The following is a 15,244-nucleotide window of genomic DNA, read 5'->3' as shown; positions in this document are numbered from 1 at the left end:
AATAAGCAATGAAAGTTGGCTTCATCGGGCTCGGGATCATGGGTACGCCAATGGCGGGTCATCTCATCAAGGGCGGTCATGAACTCTTTTTGCACAGCGTTACGCCAATTCCGGCTGAACTGGAATCAGCTGGAGGCAAGGTATGCAAATCCGGCGAGGAAGTAGCCGAGAACGCTGAGGTCATCATTGTCATGGTGCCCGATACTCCCCATGTTGAGGATGTTTTGTTCAGCGCTGGAGGCGTCGCCGGGGGGCTTTCCAAAGGCAAGATTGTTGTTGATATGAGCTCGATCTCGCCGCTCGCCACGAAAGCTTTCGCCAAGCGGATCAATGAGCTCGGTTGTGACTATCTCGACGCGCCAGTGTCAGGCGGCGAAGTAGGGGCCAAGGCAGCCTCGCTGACAATCATGGTTGGCGGCCCTCAGGCCGCGTTCGACAAGATCAAACCGCTGTTCGAACTGATGGGTAAGAACATCACGCTCGTTGGCGGTAATGGGGACGGTCAGACGACCAAGGTGGCAAACCAGATTATCGTAGCGCTCAACATTGAGGCCGTGGCTGAAGCTTTGTTGTTTGCTTCGCGAGCGGGGGCCGATCCCGCCAGGGTGCGCGAGGCGTTGATGGGTGGATTTGCTGCTTCACGCATCCTGGAGCTGCACGGCGACCGTATGGTCAAGCGCACCTTCGATCCAGGATTCCGCATCGAACTCCATCAGAAAGATCTCAATCTGGCGCTCACGAGCGCGCGGCAAATGGGTATTTCTCTGCCCAATACCGCTACCGCGCAGGAGTTGTTCAGTTCCTGTGCGGCCTACGGCGGCTCGAAATGGGATCATTCCGGCATGGTACGTGCGCTTGAAATGATGGCCAATTTCCAGATCGGTCAGAATTCGAACTGAAAGACAAATCAACCGGCGTTGTGCGGTCTCGCGGGATACCACGAAACGGAGTAGCCCGATGAGAATCGATCGCCGTGCACTGCTGATGGATATGTTTCGCGCGGCAGTTGACGTGGCGCGGCCCTCTCTTTGTGTGCCGCCATTCCTTCCTGCGGCTCCGAAAGGTCGTACCATTGTGGTCGGAGCTGGGAAGGCCGCGGCTTCAATGGCCGCGGCCGTGGAGGCAAATTGGTCGGGTCCTATTGAGGGGCTTGTCGTTACACGTTACGGCCACGGAATGGCCACTTCGCGTATCGAGGTGGTCGAAGCCGCTCATCCCGTTCCGGACGAAGCCGGGCGCGAAGCCGCACGCCGTATCATTGCCAAGGTTCGGGGATTAACCCCCGACGACCTCGTCCTCTGCCTGATTTCAGGTGGCGGCTCCTCGCTTCTCGCAGCTCCAGCCGGCTCGATTTCGCTGGAAGACAAGCAATCTGTGAACCGGGCGCTTCTCAAGAGTGGTGCCGACATCCGCGAGATGAATTGTGTGCGCAAACATCTCTCCTCCGTGAAGGGCGGGCGTCTGGCTTTGGCCGCGGCGCCTGCACCGATGATCACGCTGATCATCTCGGACGTGCCGGGCGATGATCCATCCATCATCGCATCGGGACCAACTGTTCCCGATCCAACCACTATGGCCGAGGCGCTGGCTGTCATCGCCAAATATAAAATCCAGATACCACCATCGGTACGTAGGTGGCTCGACGATCCGTGCTCCGAGACACCGAAGTCCAAGGATCCGCGGTTTTGGGATGTCCGCCACGCGATGATCGCAGCGCCTCATAAATCTCTCCAAGCCGCCGCAAAGGTCGCCCGTGCTGCCGGCATCGCGCCGCTCATTCTCGGTGATGCCATCGAGGGCGAGGCGCGCGAGGTGGCCAAGGTATTTGCCGGCATCGCATGTTCATGCGCTCTGCACGGGGCACCGCTGCCTGCGCCCTGCGTGCTGCTGTCCGGTGGAGAAACGACTGTGGCGGTAAGAGGTAAAGGCCGCGGTGGCCGCAACGTCGAATTCCTGCTCGCCCTAGCCATAGCACTGGACGGGCGCGCGGGCATATCAGCACTTGCCGCCGACACGGACGGCATCGATGGCATTGAGGAGAGCGCTGGCGCCGTTATGACGCCTGAGACGCTTCTGCGCGCAGCACATATGGGGCTCGATGCCAAGGCGCGGCTTGCCGATAACGATGGGCATTCGTTCTTCGAAGCTCTCGGCGATGCAGTGATTACCGGTCCCACATTGACCAACGTCAATGATTTTCGCGCCATCATCATCGATCGGCCTTAAGGAAAAACAGCTGATGCGCCGCAACCGCAATGCCAAGATTGTCGCGACCCTTGGTCCCGCAAGTTCTTCACCCGAAACGATCAGGCAGCTTTTCCTGGCTGGTGTAGATGTCTTCCGCCTCAATTTTAGCCACGGCACGCATGCAGATCATGCTGCACGTGTTGAGACAATCCGTGCCGTCGAAAGGGAATTCGGACGACCTATTGCCATCTTGATAGACTTGCAAGGTCCCAAGCTGCGCATCGGTACCTTCGCCGATGGTCCGATTGTGCTTGCGAAAGGCGCGCAATTCCGTCTTGATCTCGACATGGTTGCCGGGGATCAGCGACGTGTGTCACTTCCGCATCCAGAAATCTTCGCAGCGCTAGAGGCAGACACAACACTGTTGCTTGACGACGGCAAAATCCAATTGCGCGTGAAGTCGTTTGGCCCAGACTTTGCCGAGACCGAAGTCATTGCCGGCGGCAAGCTCTCAGAGCGTAAAGGCGTTAATGTTCCCGGCGCAATTCTGCCGATTTCACCGTTGACCGCGAAGGATCGGCGCGATCTTGATTTCGGACTGTCGCTCGGCGCGGATTGGGTGGCCCTGTCGTTCGTTCAGCGTGCCGACGACATTGACGAAGCGCGCGCGTTAGTGCGCGGCCGGGCCGCGATCATGGCGAAAATTGAAAAGCCGGCGGCCATTGTCGAACTTGACGCCATCGTTCAGCGCGCCGACGGACTTATGGTGGCGCGCGGCGATCTCGGGGTCGAACTGCCGCCCGAGCAAGTGCCTACTTTGCAACGAACGATTTTGCACGCTTGCCGCCGCGAGGGGAGGCCAGTTGTCGTCGCGACGCAGATGTTGGAATCGATGATTACAACTCCTGTCCCGACACGGGCCGAAACGGCCGATGTGGCGGCTGCCATCTACGAAGGTGCGGATGCGGTGATGCTATCGGCGGAATCCGCGTCGGGGCAGTTTCCGGTCGAAGCCGTCTCGATGATGGATCGCATCATTTGCCAAATCGAAAAGGACCCGCATTACAGGGGGCTGATTGACAACCATCATTTCGAACCGAAGCCAACGTCAGCCGATGCGATTTGTGTCTTGCTGCGCAATGCGGCTCATATCGTCGGAGCTAAGGCGACGATTACCTACACCTTCTCGGGTTCATCGAGCCTGCGCGCAGCGCGCGAAAGGCCAGAAGCGCCGATTCTGTCCCTAACCCCCAGCGTAACGACCGCGCGGCGGCTGGCGATCGTGTGGGGTGCGCATTCGGTCCGTGCTACAGAAGCGGTTGACGAGAAAACAATGACTGACCTTGCTTGTAAGGCTGCGATTCGCGAAGGTTTCGCGCAACCGGGAGACAACGTCGTCATTGCTGCTGGTGTGCCGTTTGGTGTGTCTGGTACCACGAACCTCCTGCGGATTGCCAAAGTATGGCCGACCACAACTCCTGATTAACGGTGGGCCTCCTTCAGCACTGTAAGAAGCAGTTTTAAGATGCGCTTTGAAGGGGCCGGCGACACGGTCGCGTCGCAGCATTTGAGCGTTCACGATCAAGCGCAACAAGCTGGCTGTACTCTGAGCCTAGATGTTTCTGGTAGTAGCCAAGCGCTCCTCTTGAATCGGTGAACGTTAGCCTGGGTCTTGACGCATTCGATGAGAACGCTGGCGATTTTCGGCCTGAACAATTATGCCTATTGGCTCGGGTTCATGTGTCGTCGTTCCTGAGCCTAGCCGCATCTCCTACTCTCGTACGGGTCACCGCGCCTCCCAAGCTACGTCGCTAGCAGAGTAATACGTCTCGTGCGCAGACTGGGCGATCAAAGCTCAATAGGACTCACTTGTTCTTGAGGACAGCCATTCGGCCGATGAGCCGTCGTCCTTCAGACGTTCGCACATCGTCCGAATGGCTGTGAAAGTTTCGCAATGGAACTTTCTCAAACGAGGCATGTTTGCACTTGGCGGCGAAACGGTTTCCCCCTAAGTTCCAGATCCTGCGGCACGCTTATCGGAATTGAAGATCGGGATGCTCGTACGGTTGACCAGAGCGAAGCGATTGAGGGCCGGCTGGTTTGTCGCCTTGGTCTATTTGCTTTGCGTGCTTGCGCCAGGCATGTCCTTTGCGTTTTCCGATGGGGCGCAGACGGCGCCATGTCTTACCGACGAAAATCACGGTCTTGGCATCGTTCACATGCATGAATATGGCGAGAGCGCTTCGCGGCACGTCCATGGGGATGGCCAGGTACATCACCATCAAGGCGGCGAGACCCTTTTCAACAAATCGGAGAATCTCGACAGAGCAATATCGGTCGCCAGCGAAACGCCTGCCACGGCAAAGGATCATCATAAGGCCCCGGGTGCGCAATGTTGCGGGATGGTGTGCTTAAGCGCATTGCCGACCACGGTTTTCGACATTGTCAAACCCTTGATGCCGACATCTGTCTGTGCGTCCGAGAGCTATCGGGACGTTGCCGACAGAGCTCCCCCTCGACATTATCGTCCCCCCATTTCCTGATCTGACTTGAATGACGTGGCGCCGCGCCCGGTGAGGGCATGCGTGCCTATGGTTCATCGGCAGTTCAGGAAAATATCATGCCTTCACAATTTGGGTCGAAGTCCGCCGCGGTTCATTTGGTCGTGATTGGAATCTTTCAAAGGAAATTCAGCGTTCCTAAGGTGATGGCATTCACCGCCGTCACGCTTGCAGCATTGGCACTGATAGGCGCTGCGGCGATTTCTGCCAATGCAGGCGTGGGTAAGCTAGGTCATAGCCATGGTCACGACGCGAGCTACTCGGCAGGTGAACCTGGTGATTCAAAAAAGCCCGCGCGAATCGTGCAGGTCGTGATGCGGGAATCGGACGGAAAGATGCTGTTCATCCCCGACCGTATCGAGGTTCGCACCAACGAACAGATCAAGTTCGTCCTCAAGAACAATGGCGAACTCGAACATGAGTTCGTGTTGGCGAGCGTCGAGGACAACCTCAAACATGCCGAGGCGATGAAGAAGAATCCCGATATGGAGCACGATGATCCGAACGCCAAACGGATCGCCCCGAGGAAGGGCGGCGAACTTGTCTGGAAGTTCAGCAAGCCAGGTCAGTTCGAATTTGCGTGTTTGATTCCTGGCCACCACGAGGCAGGCATGTTCGGCACAGTGATTGTCAAGTGATTGAAACGCTGGGGAGCGTAGAGCCTTCATTCCGAAGGTTAATTAGCTGAAAGGAAGACACATGCGTAAACAACTTCTGGCGGTCGCCGCCGTTCTCTCGATCGGATTGATGAGTTTCAATGCGGCGGCTCAAACGGCGCCTGTTGAAGGTTCTGTCGTGAAAATAGATGAGTCTGCCGGTAAAATCACTCTGAAGCATGGCCCCATCAAGAAGCTCGATATGGACGAAGGAATGACGATGGTGTTCCGGGTCCAGGATACTGCGGTACTGAAGACCGTCAAGGTCGGTGATAAGGTGAAGTTCGATGCCGACCGGGTCAATGGTCAGCTCACCGTGACTACTCTTCAAAAATCCAAGTAAGAGACCGGGCCGGTTGCGATCGATTCAAATTGTCGAATGCGATCGTGCCACCAAACGGCTGTCTGGTGCCAATCCCTGTAGAGCGAGCAGTTATTTTTGCTCTACAGGCGGGCTCTGAGATATCGCAATATCGTCACGAATACCTGCCGGATTTTCGACTTCTCCGGTTGCGGGATAAGGGATCTTATTGTCCGATTGCACGAGGCGGCGCTCCATGATTGCACTTCCCTATGACTATTTTCTAATCGCGTGGTTTGTGATTGCAGTAGCATCGACAATTTATGTCGCGGTCGATCAATTCCAGAACAACCCCGAGCCAACTGTGATGAAATGGGGCTTCATCCTTGTGACCCTTTACATGGGCCCGTTCGGTCTTCTCCTGTACGTACTTGTTGATAAGGAGCCGCGGCTCGGAGAGCATGAACAGTTCACGTCCCCGCTTTGGAAGCAGGGCATCGGAAGCACAATCCATTGCGTCGCCGGCGATGCAACCGGGATTATCCTCGCCGCAACTGTAACCGCGCTGCTCGGTCTGCCGATGTGGGTCGACCTGATCGTTGAGTATGTCGCGGGCTTTTCGTTCGGTCTCTTCATCTTCCAATCGTTGTTTATGAAGAAAATGATGGGTGGCTCCTATTGGGAGAACGTGCGTAAGAGCTTCATGCCAGAATTCATCAGCATGAACGCCATGATGGCAGGCATGGCGCCGACGATGAGCTTGCTGATGATGGGGCGTGACATGCGGGCCATGGACCCGCTCGAATTGATCTTCTGGGGCGTCATGTCGCTCGGCGTGATGGTTGGCTTTGTTGCCGCTTATCCATTCAACGTTTGGATGGTGAAGAAGAAGATCAAGCACGGCTTGATGACCGAACGCTCGGATAGGAAAGCCGCCGAGAACGGCTCGATGTCCGGAATGAAGTCTGACATGAGTGGAATGTCGGATGCGGAAATGCATCAAATGAATGGATACAGCGACCACAAGCAGAAACTGACCTCCGCCAACGGCTACAAGTCTCGCGGCGGCCATCAAATGACGAGCGACGCGACGACCCCGCAGTTGGCCGCGCTCGCTGGCGTGACGACATTCCTCCTGATTTCCGGAATGGTGCTTCCAGGTTTCAAGGTCAATCTGGGTCTGAGCGTACGCGACGTCGGCGGCGCTATTATGCCGCCGGGCATGATTATGACGTTCGACACGCCCGGTGCAGCAATGAAAGAGATGGCGGCGGTCAATCCCCGGCAAGTCGTCTATAAGGCGCCTGCTGATGCCCGAGGGGACAACGTTCTTAAGCCGCGCATCGAAAATGGGATCAAGGTCTTCGATATCGAAGCTTCGATCATACGCTGGAATATTCTTCCGGATGTCTCCGTAGAGGCCTACGCCTACAATCGCCAGGTGCCGGGCCCCCGCCTTCAATTGACCGAAGGCGATCACGCTCGGATCAATTTCCGCAACAGCCTTCCGGAATCCACGACTGTGCACTGGCACGGTCTAATCGTACCAAACGATATGGATGGCCCAGCCGAGATAACCCAGCCGCCTGTGGCGCCGGGCGGTCAATACACATACGAGTTCACCGTAGACCAAAGCGGAACTTACTTTTATCACAGCCACGACCACCCCGATCGTCAACAAGGCCTAGGTCTTTACGGCGCGTTGCTGGTTGCGCCGAAGGACAGCGCCGCCGACGTAAAAGCTGATCTCGAATACACCATCCAGCTCCAGGAATGGTTGAAGCGCGAGTGGTTGACGTATCCCGCAATGCTTATGGAGGGCGGCCTTCCGAATTATTTCACAATCAATGGGAAGTCGTATCCAGAGACAGACACTGTCTCCATGAAGGTTGGGCAAACCATCAAGATTCGCTTCATCGGCACCAACAACAACTTTGTTCACCCCATGCACGTTCATGGCGGCCCATTTCAGGTGGTGGCACGCGATGGAGAGACGCTGGAGGAAAATCAGCGATTTCTTGCCGATACCGTGAATGTTGGTCCGGGACAGCGCTACGACGTCATCTGGACTGCTCGCAGACCAGGGAAATGGCTTGTCCATTGCCATATTCCGCATCACACCACGAACAACAACGTTGAACGAAAAGGGGCCGGCGGATTGACGTTGGTTCTCAATGTGCAATGAGGCAGGAAAAGACCAAGAAGAACTTGAGCCTAGTACATGATCGAGGACATGGAAAGTATCATTGACCAATGCCTGCGATGCCAAGAATTTTCATGAAAATTCGCGCTATCCTTCCTGCCAAAGGGCGGGACCTCCGTCTCGATCTTTTTCGCGGCCTTGCGAACTGGGCAATCTTTCTCGATCACGTCCCGAACAACGCGGTCGCGTGGCTCACAACCAGAAATTATGGGTTCAGCGATGCAGCGGATATCTTCGTTTTCATTTCCGGCTATACGGCCGCGTTTGTCTACGCCAAGAGCATGCTCGTCCAAGGTTTCGTTGCAGGCACTGCTCGATTATTAAAACGTGTTTGGCAACTATATGTCGCGCACGTGCTGCTGTTCGTTTTCTATATCGCGGCAATCGGCTGGGTCGCGGAAACCTACAATCATTCTCATCTTGTTGATGAATTCAACGTTGCAGGGTTGATCGACCATCCAATGCTGACCTTAAAGCAAGGCCTGCTGCTCAAATTCAAACCTCTGAATCTTGACGTTCTTCCGCTCTATATCGTTCTGATGGCAGCATTTCCGTTGGTGTTGTGGTTGATGCTTCGGCGGCCAGACTTCGCAATCGCCAGCTCACTCGTTCTTTATTTCGCGGCCCGCCAATTTGGGTGGAATCTTCCCGCCTATCCATCGGGTGTTTGGTATTTCAACCCGTTCACTTGGCAATTCCTCTTTATACTTGGAGCATGGAGCTCGCTCGGAGGAGCGTCGCGGCTACAGTGGCTCATTCGGTCGCCCGCGATCATATCGATCTGTTTCGTTTATCTGGGGTTTGCGCTGCTTATGACAGTTGCAGGTTATGTCGCGCCGCTTGGAAAAATAATCCCTGAGGGTCTGTTTGGCGCATTCAATCCTAACGACAAGACAAATCTCGCGCCATACCGGATTCTGCATTTCGTCGCCTTGGCCGTGGTGGTCGTTCGGTTCTTCCCCTTCGATTGTCCCGGGTTGACGTCGCGTTGGCTTCGTCCGCTGATCATCTGTGGTCAGCGTTCGTTGGAAGTGTTTTGCGTCGGAGTGTTTCTCTCCTTCGTCGGTCATTTCCTTCTTGAACTGGTCTCCGACTCACTTCTCGCCCAGATCATCGTGAGTGTGTCTGGAATCGCGCTCATGACGGCCGTCGCCTACTACCGATCATGGTCCAAGGATCTGGACAAGCAACCTGCGACGTCCAAATCCAGTGAAGAATCCGTTTCGACATCGGTCACTTAGAGGTTCGTTCGAAGGAAGAGATGTGTGGAGTAGTTCGATTGTCAACGGAGTAGGGACCCCACGACATGGAAAACTCAGGCTTGACTCGCAGAAGCGTTTTAGGACTAACAGCCGCGCTACTGGCTTTCCCCGCTGGGGAAACTGTTGTTCTGGTTCATAGGGATCCAAATTGCGGTTGCTGCGCGGATTGGGCGCGCCATCTCAAGGTGGCTGGTTTCACCGTCACGATCGAGGAAACGGCAGATATCCAAGCTGTCCGGAAGCGTCTCCGTGTACCCGCTGACCTCGCAGCGTGTCATACGGCCGAGGCGGATGGATATGTCATTGAAGGTCATGTCCCAGCAGCGGCCGTGCGGCGACTATTGAAGGAACGTCTGAACGCGGGCGGATTGGCGGTTCCCGGAATGCCGTCGGGATCACCGGGGATGGAGGGCGGACGGGCCGATTCCTACGACGTCATTCTCTTTGACGCCTCCAGCCGGCGAACGTACATGCGGTTCATCGGCGGCGATATCGCAGGTTGAGGCTGATCTTTTAACCATCTCGCAGGTAACTGTGACCTGATCGTTGGCCGTTTATGGCGGATTTGTAATGCGATCTGCCTTCCCAAGTCCATGATCCTATGGGATGTTGGGCTATGAATTGTTCTCGGTTCATCAGCCGTTTGCTCGCAATTTTTGCGATAGCCGGGCTTGTTGCTTCACCGCTGGTCACGCCCGCGGCGGCGAAGCTGTTGTCGGCTGCCGAGATGAGCGAGATGTCGGCAATGTCCGCCGACATGCCTTGTTGTCCGGAGACGCAAAAGAGCAACGATTGCCAGGATTGTCCGCTTCGCGCGATGTGCGCGTTGGGCGTTGCACAGGCGCAACCTCCTGTTGCAACCGGAATTCTGGCACGTCTGCCGTCTCATCGTTCGCTCACGGCTTTCGACGATCGGATCGCCGATGGCCTCGACGGTTCTCCTCCGGATCACCCACCTCGAAACCTGGTCTGATCGGCGCTTTGGCGCCGATTGCTGCCGCGCGGACGCAAGTTCGCGCGGATGACGCATGCTGCCCTTGCGGCAGATCCAGGACAATCGAGGACTAAAGACATGAAGACATTTAGTTTCGCGCAGGCCTTCCAGGCTGCGCTGATCGCTGCCGCAATCGGTAGCGCGAGCACGGCCGCTCTGGCTGACATCAAAGACTACAGGTTCGAGCTGGTCGACCAGACCGTTCAGGCCGGGCCCGACAAGGTTATTACCGTCCGACTGATGAACACGAAGACCGGCAAGCCGGGGCCTGACGCCGTTATCTTCGCGACCCGCCTCGACATGGCTCCGGACGGCATGCAGGAGATGGCAACCAAGATCGCGCCTGTGCCGGGCGCCGAGCCTGGTAGTTACAAATTCAAGGCGACGTTCGGCATGGCGGGCCGCTGGCAGCTTTCGCTCGGCGCCAAGGTTCAGGGCGAAGTTGGTACCGTCGAGAACAAGCTCGTCATCACGGCGCAAAAATGACCCGCGCCGTTCTCGCAAGCGCTGCCGCCTCGGTCATCGCGATGGCAGGCATTGGATACGTCGTCGTTGTGCATCGTCCGCCGGCGGGTACCATCGCTTTGGTTGCTCCCGCAGCGGCGGAAGGAAATTCAGCGCCGATCTATTTTCAGGATCCAGACGGCAAGCCGGCGTATTCGCTGACGCCCAGAAAGACGCCGGACGGTCGTGATTACAAAGCCGTGCCAGCCGGAGCTGATGTCAGTTTCGACGAAACGCCAGCGAGCGAAAGCGCATCGGTGACAACCGCGAAGAGCAAGATCAAATATTACCGCAACCCGATGGGACTGCCGGATACGTCGCCGGCGCCGAAAAAGGATTCGATGGGGATGGATTACATCCCGGTGTATGAGGGCGAGGACAGCGACGACGGGTCGGTGAAGGTTTCGCCAGGGAAGATCCAGCGTACAGGCGTCAGCTCCGAACCCGCAACATCGCGCGTCATTCGAACCCTCATTCGTGCGCCGGGTACGATTCAGCTCGACGAGCGCCGCATCTCCGTCATTTCGATGCGAGCGGAAAGCTGGGTGCAGAAAGTCGCGAACGTCACCACTGGCAGTAAAGTCAACAAAGGCCAGCCGCTGATGGAGATTTACAGTCCATCCATGGCATCCGCGGCTGCCGAATACATCGCTACCATCACGTCGAAAGGGACGAGCGGCGTTGCCGTGTATGGTCGCGGCTCGCGGCAGCGGCTGATGAACCTCGACGTCCCCGACACGGCCATTGCAGCCATGGAAAAGAGCGGTACTGTTCCCATCACCATCGATTGGTCGGCGCCGCGCGACGGCATTGTGCTCGAGCGCAATGCCATCGAGGGTATGCGCGCACAGCCGGGGGATGTGCTGTTCCGGATTGCAGACACGTCCGTGGTGTGGGCGATGGTCGATGTCGCGGAGCGCAGTCTCGGCACGATTTCTGTTGGAATGCCGGTAACCGTAAAGGCGCGCAGCTTTCCGGGGCGCGAATTCGCTGGGAAGATCAGTGTCATCTATCCGCAGGTGAATCGGGAAACACGAACTACCCGGGTTCGGATCGAGTTGTCCAATCCGGATGGCGCTCTGCTTCCCGACATGTATGTCGATGCGAATATCGATACTGGCAGCTCGCAGCCTGTGCTTGCTGTGCCCGAGAGTGCCGTTCTCGATACTGGCAGCCGTCAGGCGGTATTCGTCGAGAAAGGACAAGGGCGGTTTGAGCCGCGCGAGGTGAAACTAGGCCATCGCGGCGATGGTTATGTTGAAATCCGACAGGGCCTCGCGGAGGGGGAGCCGGTCGTCGTCTCAGCCAACTTCCTGATCGATGCGGAAAGCAATCTGAAGGCTGCTCTCAAAGGATTCTCGGACGCGGGAGGCCAGCAATGATCGCCCGCATCATTAGCTGGTCGGCTCGCAACCTGCTGCTGGTCCTGTTCGGCACCGGCTTTGCCGCTGCTGCAGGCATTTACGCCTTGGTCCATCTGCCGCTCGATGCGATTCCCGACCTCTCGGATACGCAGGTGATTGTATACACCGAGTATCCCGGCCAGGCACCGCAGGTAATCGAGGATCAGGTTACTTATCCGCTGACCACTGCGATGCTGACCGTGCCTCGATCCAAGGTCGTACGCGGGTTTTCGTTCTTCGGGGTTTCATTCGTCTATGTCATCTTCGAGGACGGCACCGATATTTATTGGGCGCGCTCAAGGGTGCTCGAATTCCTCAACGGCGCGGCCTCGCGATTGCCGACCGGTGTGAACCCGACGATCGGTCCCGACGCCACGGGCGTGGGATGGGTCTATCAATACGCGGTGGTGTCGAAGGAGTTGAACCTTGCCGACACGCGTACGATCCAGGACTGGAATCTGAAATTCGCGTTGGCAAAGGCCGAAGGCGTGGCTGAAGTCGCGAGCGTCGGTGGCTTTGTTAAGCAGTACAACGTCATCCTTGATCCACAGCGCATGCGCGATCTCGGCATCACCATGCAGAAGATGCGCGACGCGATCCGCGCCAGCAACGCCGACGTCGGCGGCCGCACCGTCGAACTCTCGGAGTTCGAGTACGTCATCCGCGGTAAAGGCTATCTGAAGGGGATCAACGACCTCGGCAACATCGTGCTGAAGACCAACAACGGCACGCCGGTATTGTTGCGCGATGTCGCCCGTGTCGAACTTGGTCCGGACGAGCGGCGCGGCATTACCGAGCTCAACGGCGAGGGAGAGGTCGCAAGCGGCATCGTGCTGCAACGGTTTGGCGTCAATGCGCTCGACGTCATCGATAACGTCAAGAAACGCTTCAAAGAGATCGCGAGCAGCCTGCCGAAATCTGTCGAGATCGTCCCGGTCTATGACCGGTCTAATTTGATCAATGCTGCCATCGCCACACTCAAGTACACGTTGCTTGAAGAGAGCGTGGTTGTGGCGTTGGTTTGCATTATCTTCCTGCTGCATGTCCGCAGTGCGCTGGTCGCAATCCTGATGCTGCCGGTTGGCGTGCTGATGGCGTTCGGTGCGATGAAGCTGCTTGGACTGGGGTCCAACATCATGAGTCTGGGCGGCATCGCGATTGCGATCGGCGCCATGGTCGATGCGGCGATCGTTATGATCGAGAATGCACACAAGCATCTGGAGCGGGCCGAACCCGGACGATCAAGAGTTGACATCCTGATCAAGGCGGCGTCCGAAGTCGGGCCGGCGCTGTTCTTCAGCCTGCTCATCATCACCGTGTCGTTCATGCCGATCTTCACGCTGGAATCGCAGGAGGGCCGGCTATTCAGTCCGTTGGCCTTTACCAAGACGTTTGCGATGGCCGCTGCTGCCTTGCTGTCGGTGACATTGGTTCCGGCGCTGATGATCATCTTTGTGCGCGGCAAAATCGTTCCAGAGCACAAGAACCCGATCAACCGCTTCCTGATCTGGATTTATCGGCCGGTGATCAAGGCCGTGATGCGCGCCAAGATCGTTGTCATCTTGCTGTCGCTCGCTGTGCTTGCGGTGACGATCTGGCCAGCGCGTCAGCTTGGCACCGAATTCATGCCGAACCTCAACGAAGGTACGCTGCTCTACATGCCCACCACGCTACCGGGCATTTCGGTGACCAAGGCGGGTGAATTGTTGCAGATGCAGGACAGGATTATCCGGTCGTTTCCGGAGGTGGCGTCTGTCTACGGCAAGGCCGGCCGTGCAACAACTGCAACAGATCCGGCCCCGTCAGAGATGATCGAGACGGTTGTCAATCTGAAGCCCAAGGAACAATGGCGGCCGGGCGTGACGATTGATGGTCTGATCGCAGAAATGGACAAGTCCCTTCAATTTCCTGGCGTCTCAAATGCCTGGACCATGCCGATCAAGGCGCGCATCGACATGTTGTCGACCGGAATCCGGACGCCGATCGGAGTCAAGGTCATCGGGACTGATTTAGTCGCGATGGATAAACTGGCGAAGCAGATCGAGCAGGTGCTGAAAGCCGTGCCCGGGACATCATCGGCTTACGCCGAGCGAGGCATCGGCGGATACTATCTCGATGTGACGCCAGACCGCGAGGCGTTGGCGCGCTACGGCATCATGGTCCAGGACGTTCAGGATGTGATTGCGACCGCCCTCGGGGGCCAGACGGTGACCACCACCGTTGAAGGTCGCCAGCGCTTCAGCGTCAACATGCGCTACCCTCGGGACCTGCGCGAGAATCCACAGGCCATCGCCAATGAGGTCTTGGTTCCGATGCCGGCCGGAGGCGCGGTGCCGCTTGGGGAAGTCGCTAAGGTCGAACCGGCGCGTGGGCCGACATCGATCCGCACCGAGAACGGACAGTTGGCCACCTATATCTACGTCGACATCCGCGACCGCGATCTCGGCGGCTATGTTGCTGATGCGCAGCAGGCGGTGCAGGCCAGCATTCGGTTTCCGGCAGGATACTATGTGGTTTGGAGTGGCCAGTATGAATATCTCGAACGTGCGACGGCGCGTCTGAAGGTCGTGGTGCCGGTGACGCTGCTGATTATTTTTTTGCTGCTGTACCTCAACTTCCGCACGGTGACAGACACGATGATCGTCATGCTGTCGCTGCCGTTTGCGTTGATCGGTGGCATCTGGCTGATGTGGTGGCTTGGCTTCAATCTATCGGTGGCTGTCGTGGTCGGCTTTATCGCGCTGGCCGGTGTGGCGGCCGAAACCGGCGTTGTGATGCTGATCTACCTGAATCACGCGTTGGCGGAGATCGAGACCAAATGCGACGTCCAAGGCCGCAGGCTGACGCGCGATGATCTCTACGACGCGATCATGGAAGGCGCAGTGGAACGCGTACGTCCGAAGATGATGACTGTCGTGGCTATCATGGCGGGACTGCTGCCGATCATGTGGAGCACCGGTGCCGGCTCGGAGATCATGCAGCGCATCGCTGTGCCGATGATCGGCGGCATGATCTCTTCGACGCTGCTGACGCTGATCGTCATCCCGGCGATCTATGGATTGATCAAAGGCTTCCGTCTGCCAGTCAACGATCGTGGGAACGGTCATCCCCCTTCGCCGGCCATCGAGTCGATCAGGGACAACTCGCGACTAGTTTCGGAACCAGCCAAGTGA

General features: G+C 57.2%; 13 protein-coding genes. 11 read left to right on the top strand and 2 right to left on the bottom strand.

Annotation, left to right across the window (positions count from 1 at the left end; all coding sequences use genetic code 11):
• Nucleotides 1–8: 8 nt before the first annotated feature.
• The 3 genes from glxR to pyk are packed head-to-tail and all read left to right on the top strand — an operon-like array spanning nucleotide 9 to nucleotide 3,673.
• Nucleotides 9–899 carry a 2-hydroxy-3-oxopropionate reductase gene (gene glxR, locus BN32_RS15500; protein WP_019199442.1) on the top strand — a complete coding sequence of 297 codons (891 nt, stop codon included), beginning with the start codon at nucleotides 9–11 and terminating at the stop codon, nucleotides 897–899.
• A gap of 58 nt (nucleotides 900–957) precedes the next feature.
• Nucleotides 958–2,226, top strand: a complete 1,269-nt coding sequence (locus tag BN32_RS15495; RefSeq protein ID WP_040426583.1) for a glycerate kinase type-2 family protein — start codon at nucleotides 958–960, stop codon at nucleotides 2,224–2,226.
• 13 nt (nucleotides 2,227–2,239) lie between these two features.
• The gene (pyk, locus tag BN32_RS15490; protein WP_040426780.1) at nucleotides 2,240–3,673 is read left to right on the top strand and encodes a pyruvate kinase; all 1,434 of its coding nucleotides are present in this window, start codon (nucleotides 2,240–2,242) and stop codon (nucleotides 3,671–3,673) included.
• 547 nt (nucleotides 3,674–4,220) lie between these two features.
• On the opposite strand, the gene BN32_RS26865 is transcribed toward pyk, so the two are convergent.
• Complete coding sequence (locus BN32_RS26865) at nucleotides 4,221–4,562, bottom strand: hypothetical protein (RefSeq protein WP_019199445.1); 342 nt, start codon at nucleotides 4,560–4,562, stop codon at nucleotides 4,221–4,223.
• 332 nt (nucleotides 4,563–4,894) lie between these two features.
• On the opposite strand from BN32_RS26865, the gene BN32_RS15480 reads away from it, so the two are divergent.
• The 5 genes from BN32_RS15480 (at nucleotide 4,895) to BN32_RS15460 (ending at nucleotide 9,673) form a co-directional block, all read left to right on the top strand.
• A complete protein-coding gene (locus BN32_RS15480; protein ID WP_040426779.1) occupies nucleotides 4,895–5,386 on the top strand; it encodes a cupredoxin domain-containing protein in 492 nt (163 codons plus the stop codon).
• A gap of 61 nt (nucleotides 5,387–5,447) precedes the next feature.
• The gene (locus BN32_RS15475; protein ID WP_019199447.1) at nucleotides 5,448–5,747 is read left to right on the top strand and encodes a copper-binding protein; all 300 of its coding nucleotides are present in this window, start codon (nucleotides 5,448–5,450) and stop codon (nucleotides 5,745–5,747) included.
• A gap of 214 nt (nucleotides 5,748–5,961) precedes the next feature.
• Nucleotides 5,962–7,890, top strand: coding sequence for a DUF4396 domain-containing protein (locus BN32_RS15470; protein WP_019199448.1), 1,929 nt, complete (start codon nucleotides 5,962–5,964; stop codon nucleotides 7,888–7,890).
• Between the two features lie 92 nt (nucleotides 7,891–7,982).
• Nucleotides 7,983–9,149 (top strand): OpgC domain-containing protein, encoded by a 1,167-nt coding sequence (locus tag BN32_RS15465; protein ID WP_019199449.1) that lies wholly within the window; start codon nucleotides 7,983–7,985, stop codon nucleotides 9,147–9,149.
• A gap of 65 nt (nucleotides 9,150–9,214) precedes the next feature.
• A complete protein-coding gene (locus tag BN32_RS15460) occupies nucleotides 9,215–9,673 on the top strand; it encodes a DUF411 domain-containing protein (RefSeq protein WP_040426582.1) in 459 nt (152 codons plus the stop codon).
• Nucleotides 9,674–9,683: 10 nt separating this feature from the next.
• Here the strand turns inward: BN32_RS15460 and BN32_RS26860 are convergent, their stop codons facing one another.
• On the bottom strand, nucleotides 9,684–9,929 hold the full coding sequence (locus BN32_RS26860) for a hypothetical protein (RefSeq protein ID WP_156449402.1): 246 nt from the start codon (nucleotides 9,927–9,929) through the stop codon (nucleotides 9,684–9,686).
• 313 nt (nucleotides 9,930–10,242) lie between these two features.
• On the opposite strand from BN32_RS26860, the gene BN32_RS15450 reads away from it, so the two are divergent.
• Genes BN32_RS15450 through BN32_RS15440 form a run of 3 tightly spaced genes read left to right on the top strand, consistent with a single transcriptional unit; the run spans nucleotide 10,243 to nucleotide 15,244 of the window.
• Complete coding sequence (locus tag BN32_RS15450) at nucleotides 10,243–10,650, top strand: FixH family protein (RefSeq protein ID WP_019199453.1); 408 nt, start codon at nucleotides 10,243–10,245, stop codon at nucleotides 10,648–10,650.
• Nucleotides 10,647–12,050 carry an efflux RND transporter periplasmic adaptor subunit gene (locus tag BN32_RS15445; protein WP_019199454.1) on the top strand — a complete coding sequence of 468 codons (1,404 nt, stop codon included), beginning with the start codon at nucleotides 10,647–10,649 and terminating at the stop codon, nucleotides 12,048–12,050. The genes BN32_RS15450 and BN32_RS15445 overlap by 4 nt, the downstream gene beginning before the upstream one ends.
• Nucleotides 12,047–15,244, top strand: a complete 3,198-nt coding sequence (locus BN32_RS15440; protein ID WP_019199455.1) for an efflux RND transporter permease subunit — start codon at nucleotides 12,047–12,049, stop codon at nucleotides 15,242–15,244. The genes BN32_RS15445 and BN32_RS15440 overlap by 4 nt, the downstream gene beginning before the upstream one ends.

The sequence above is a fragment of the Afipia birgiae 34632 genome, assembly GCF_000308295.2.
GTDB classification, from domain to species: Bacteria; Pseudomonadota; Alphaproteobacteria; order Rhizobiales; family Xanthobacteraceae; genus Afipia; species Afipia birgiae.
This window is presented reverse-complemented; position numbering and strand designations above follow the sequence as displayed.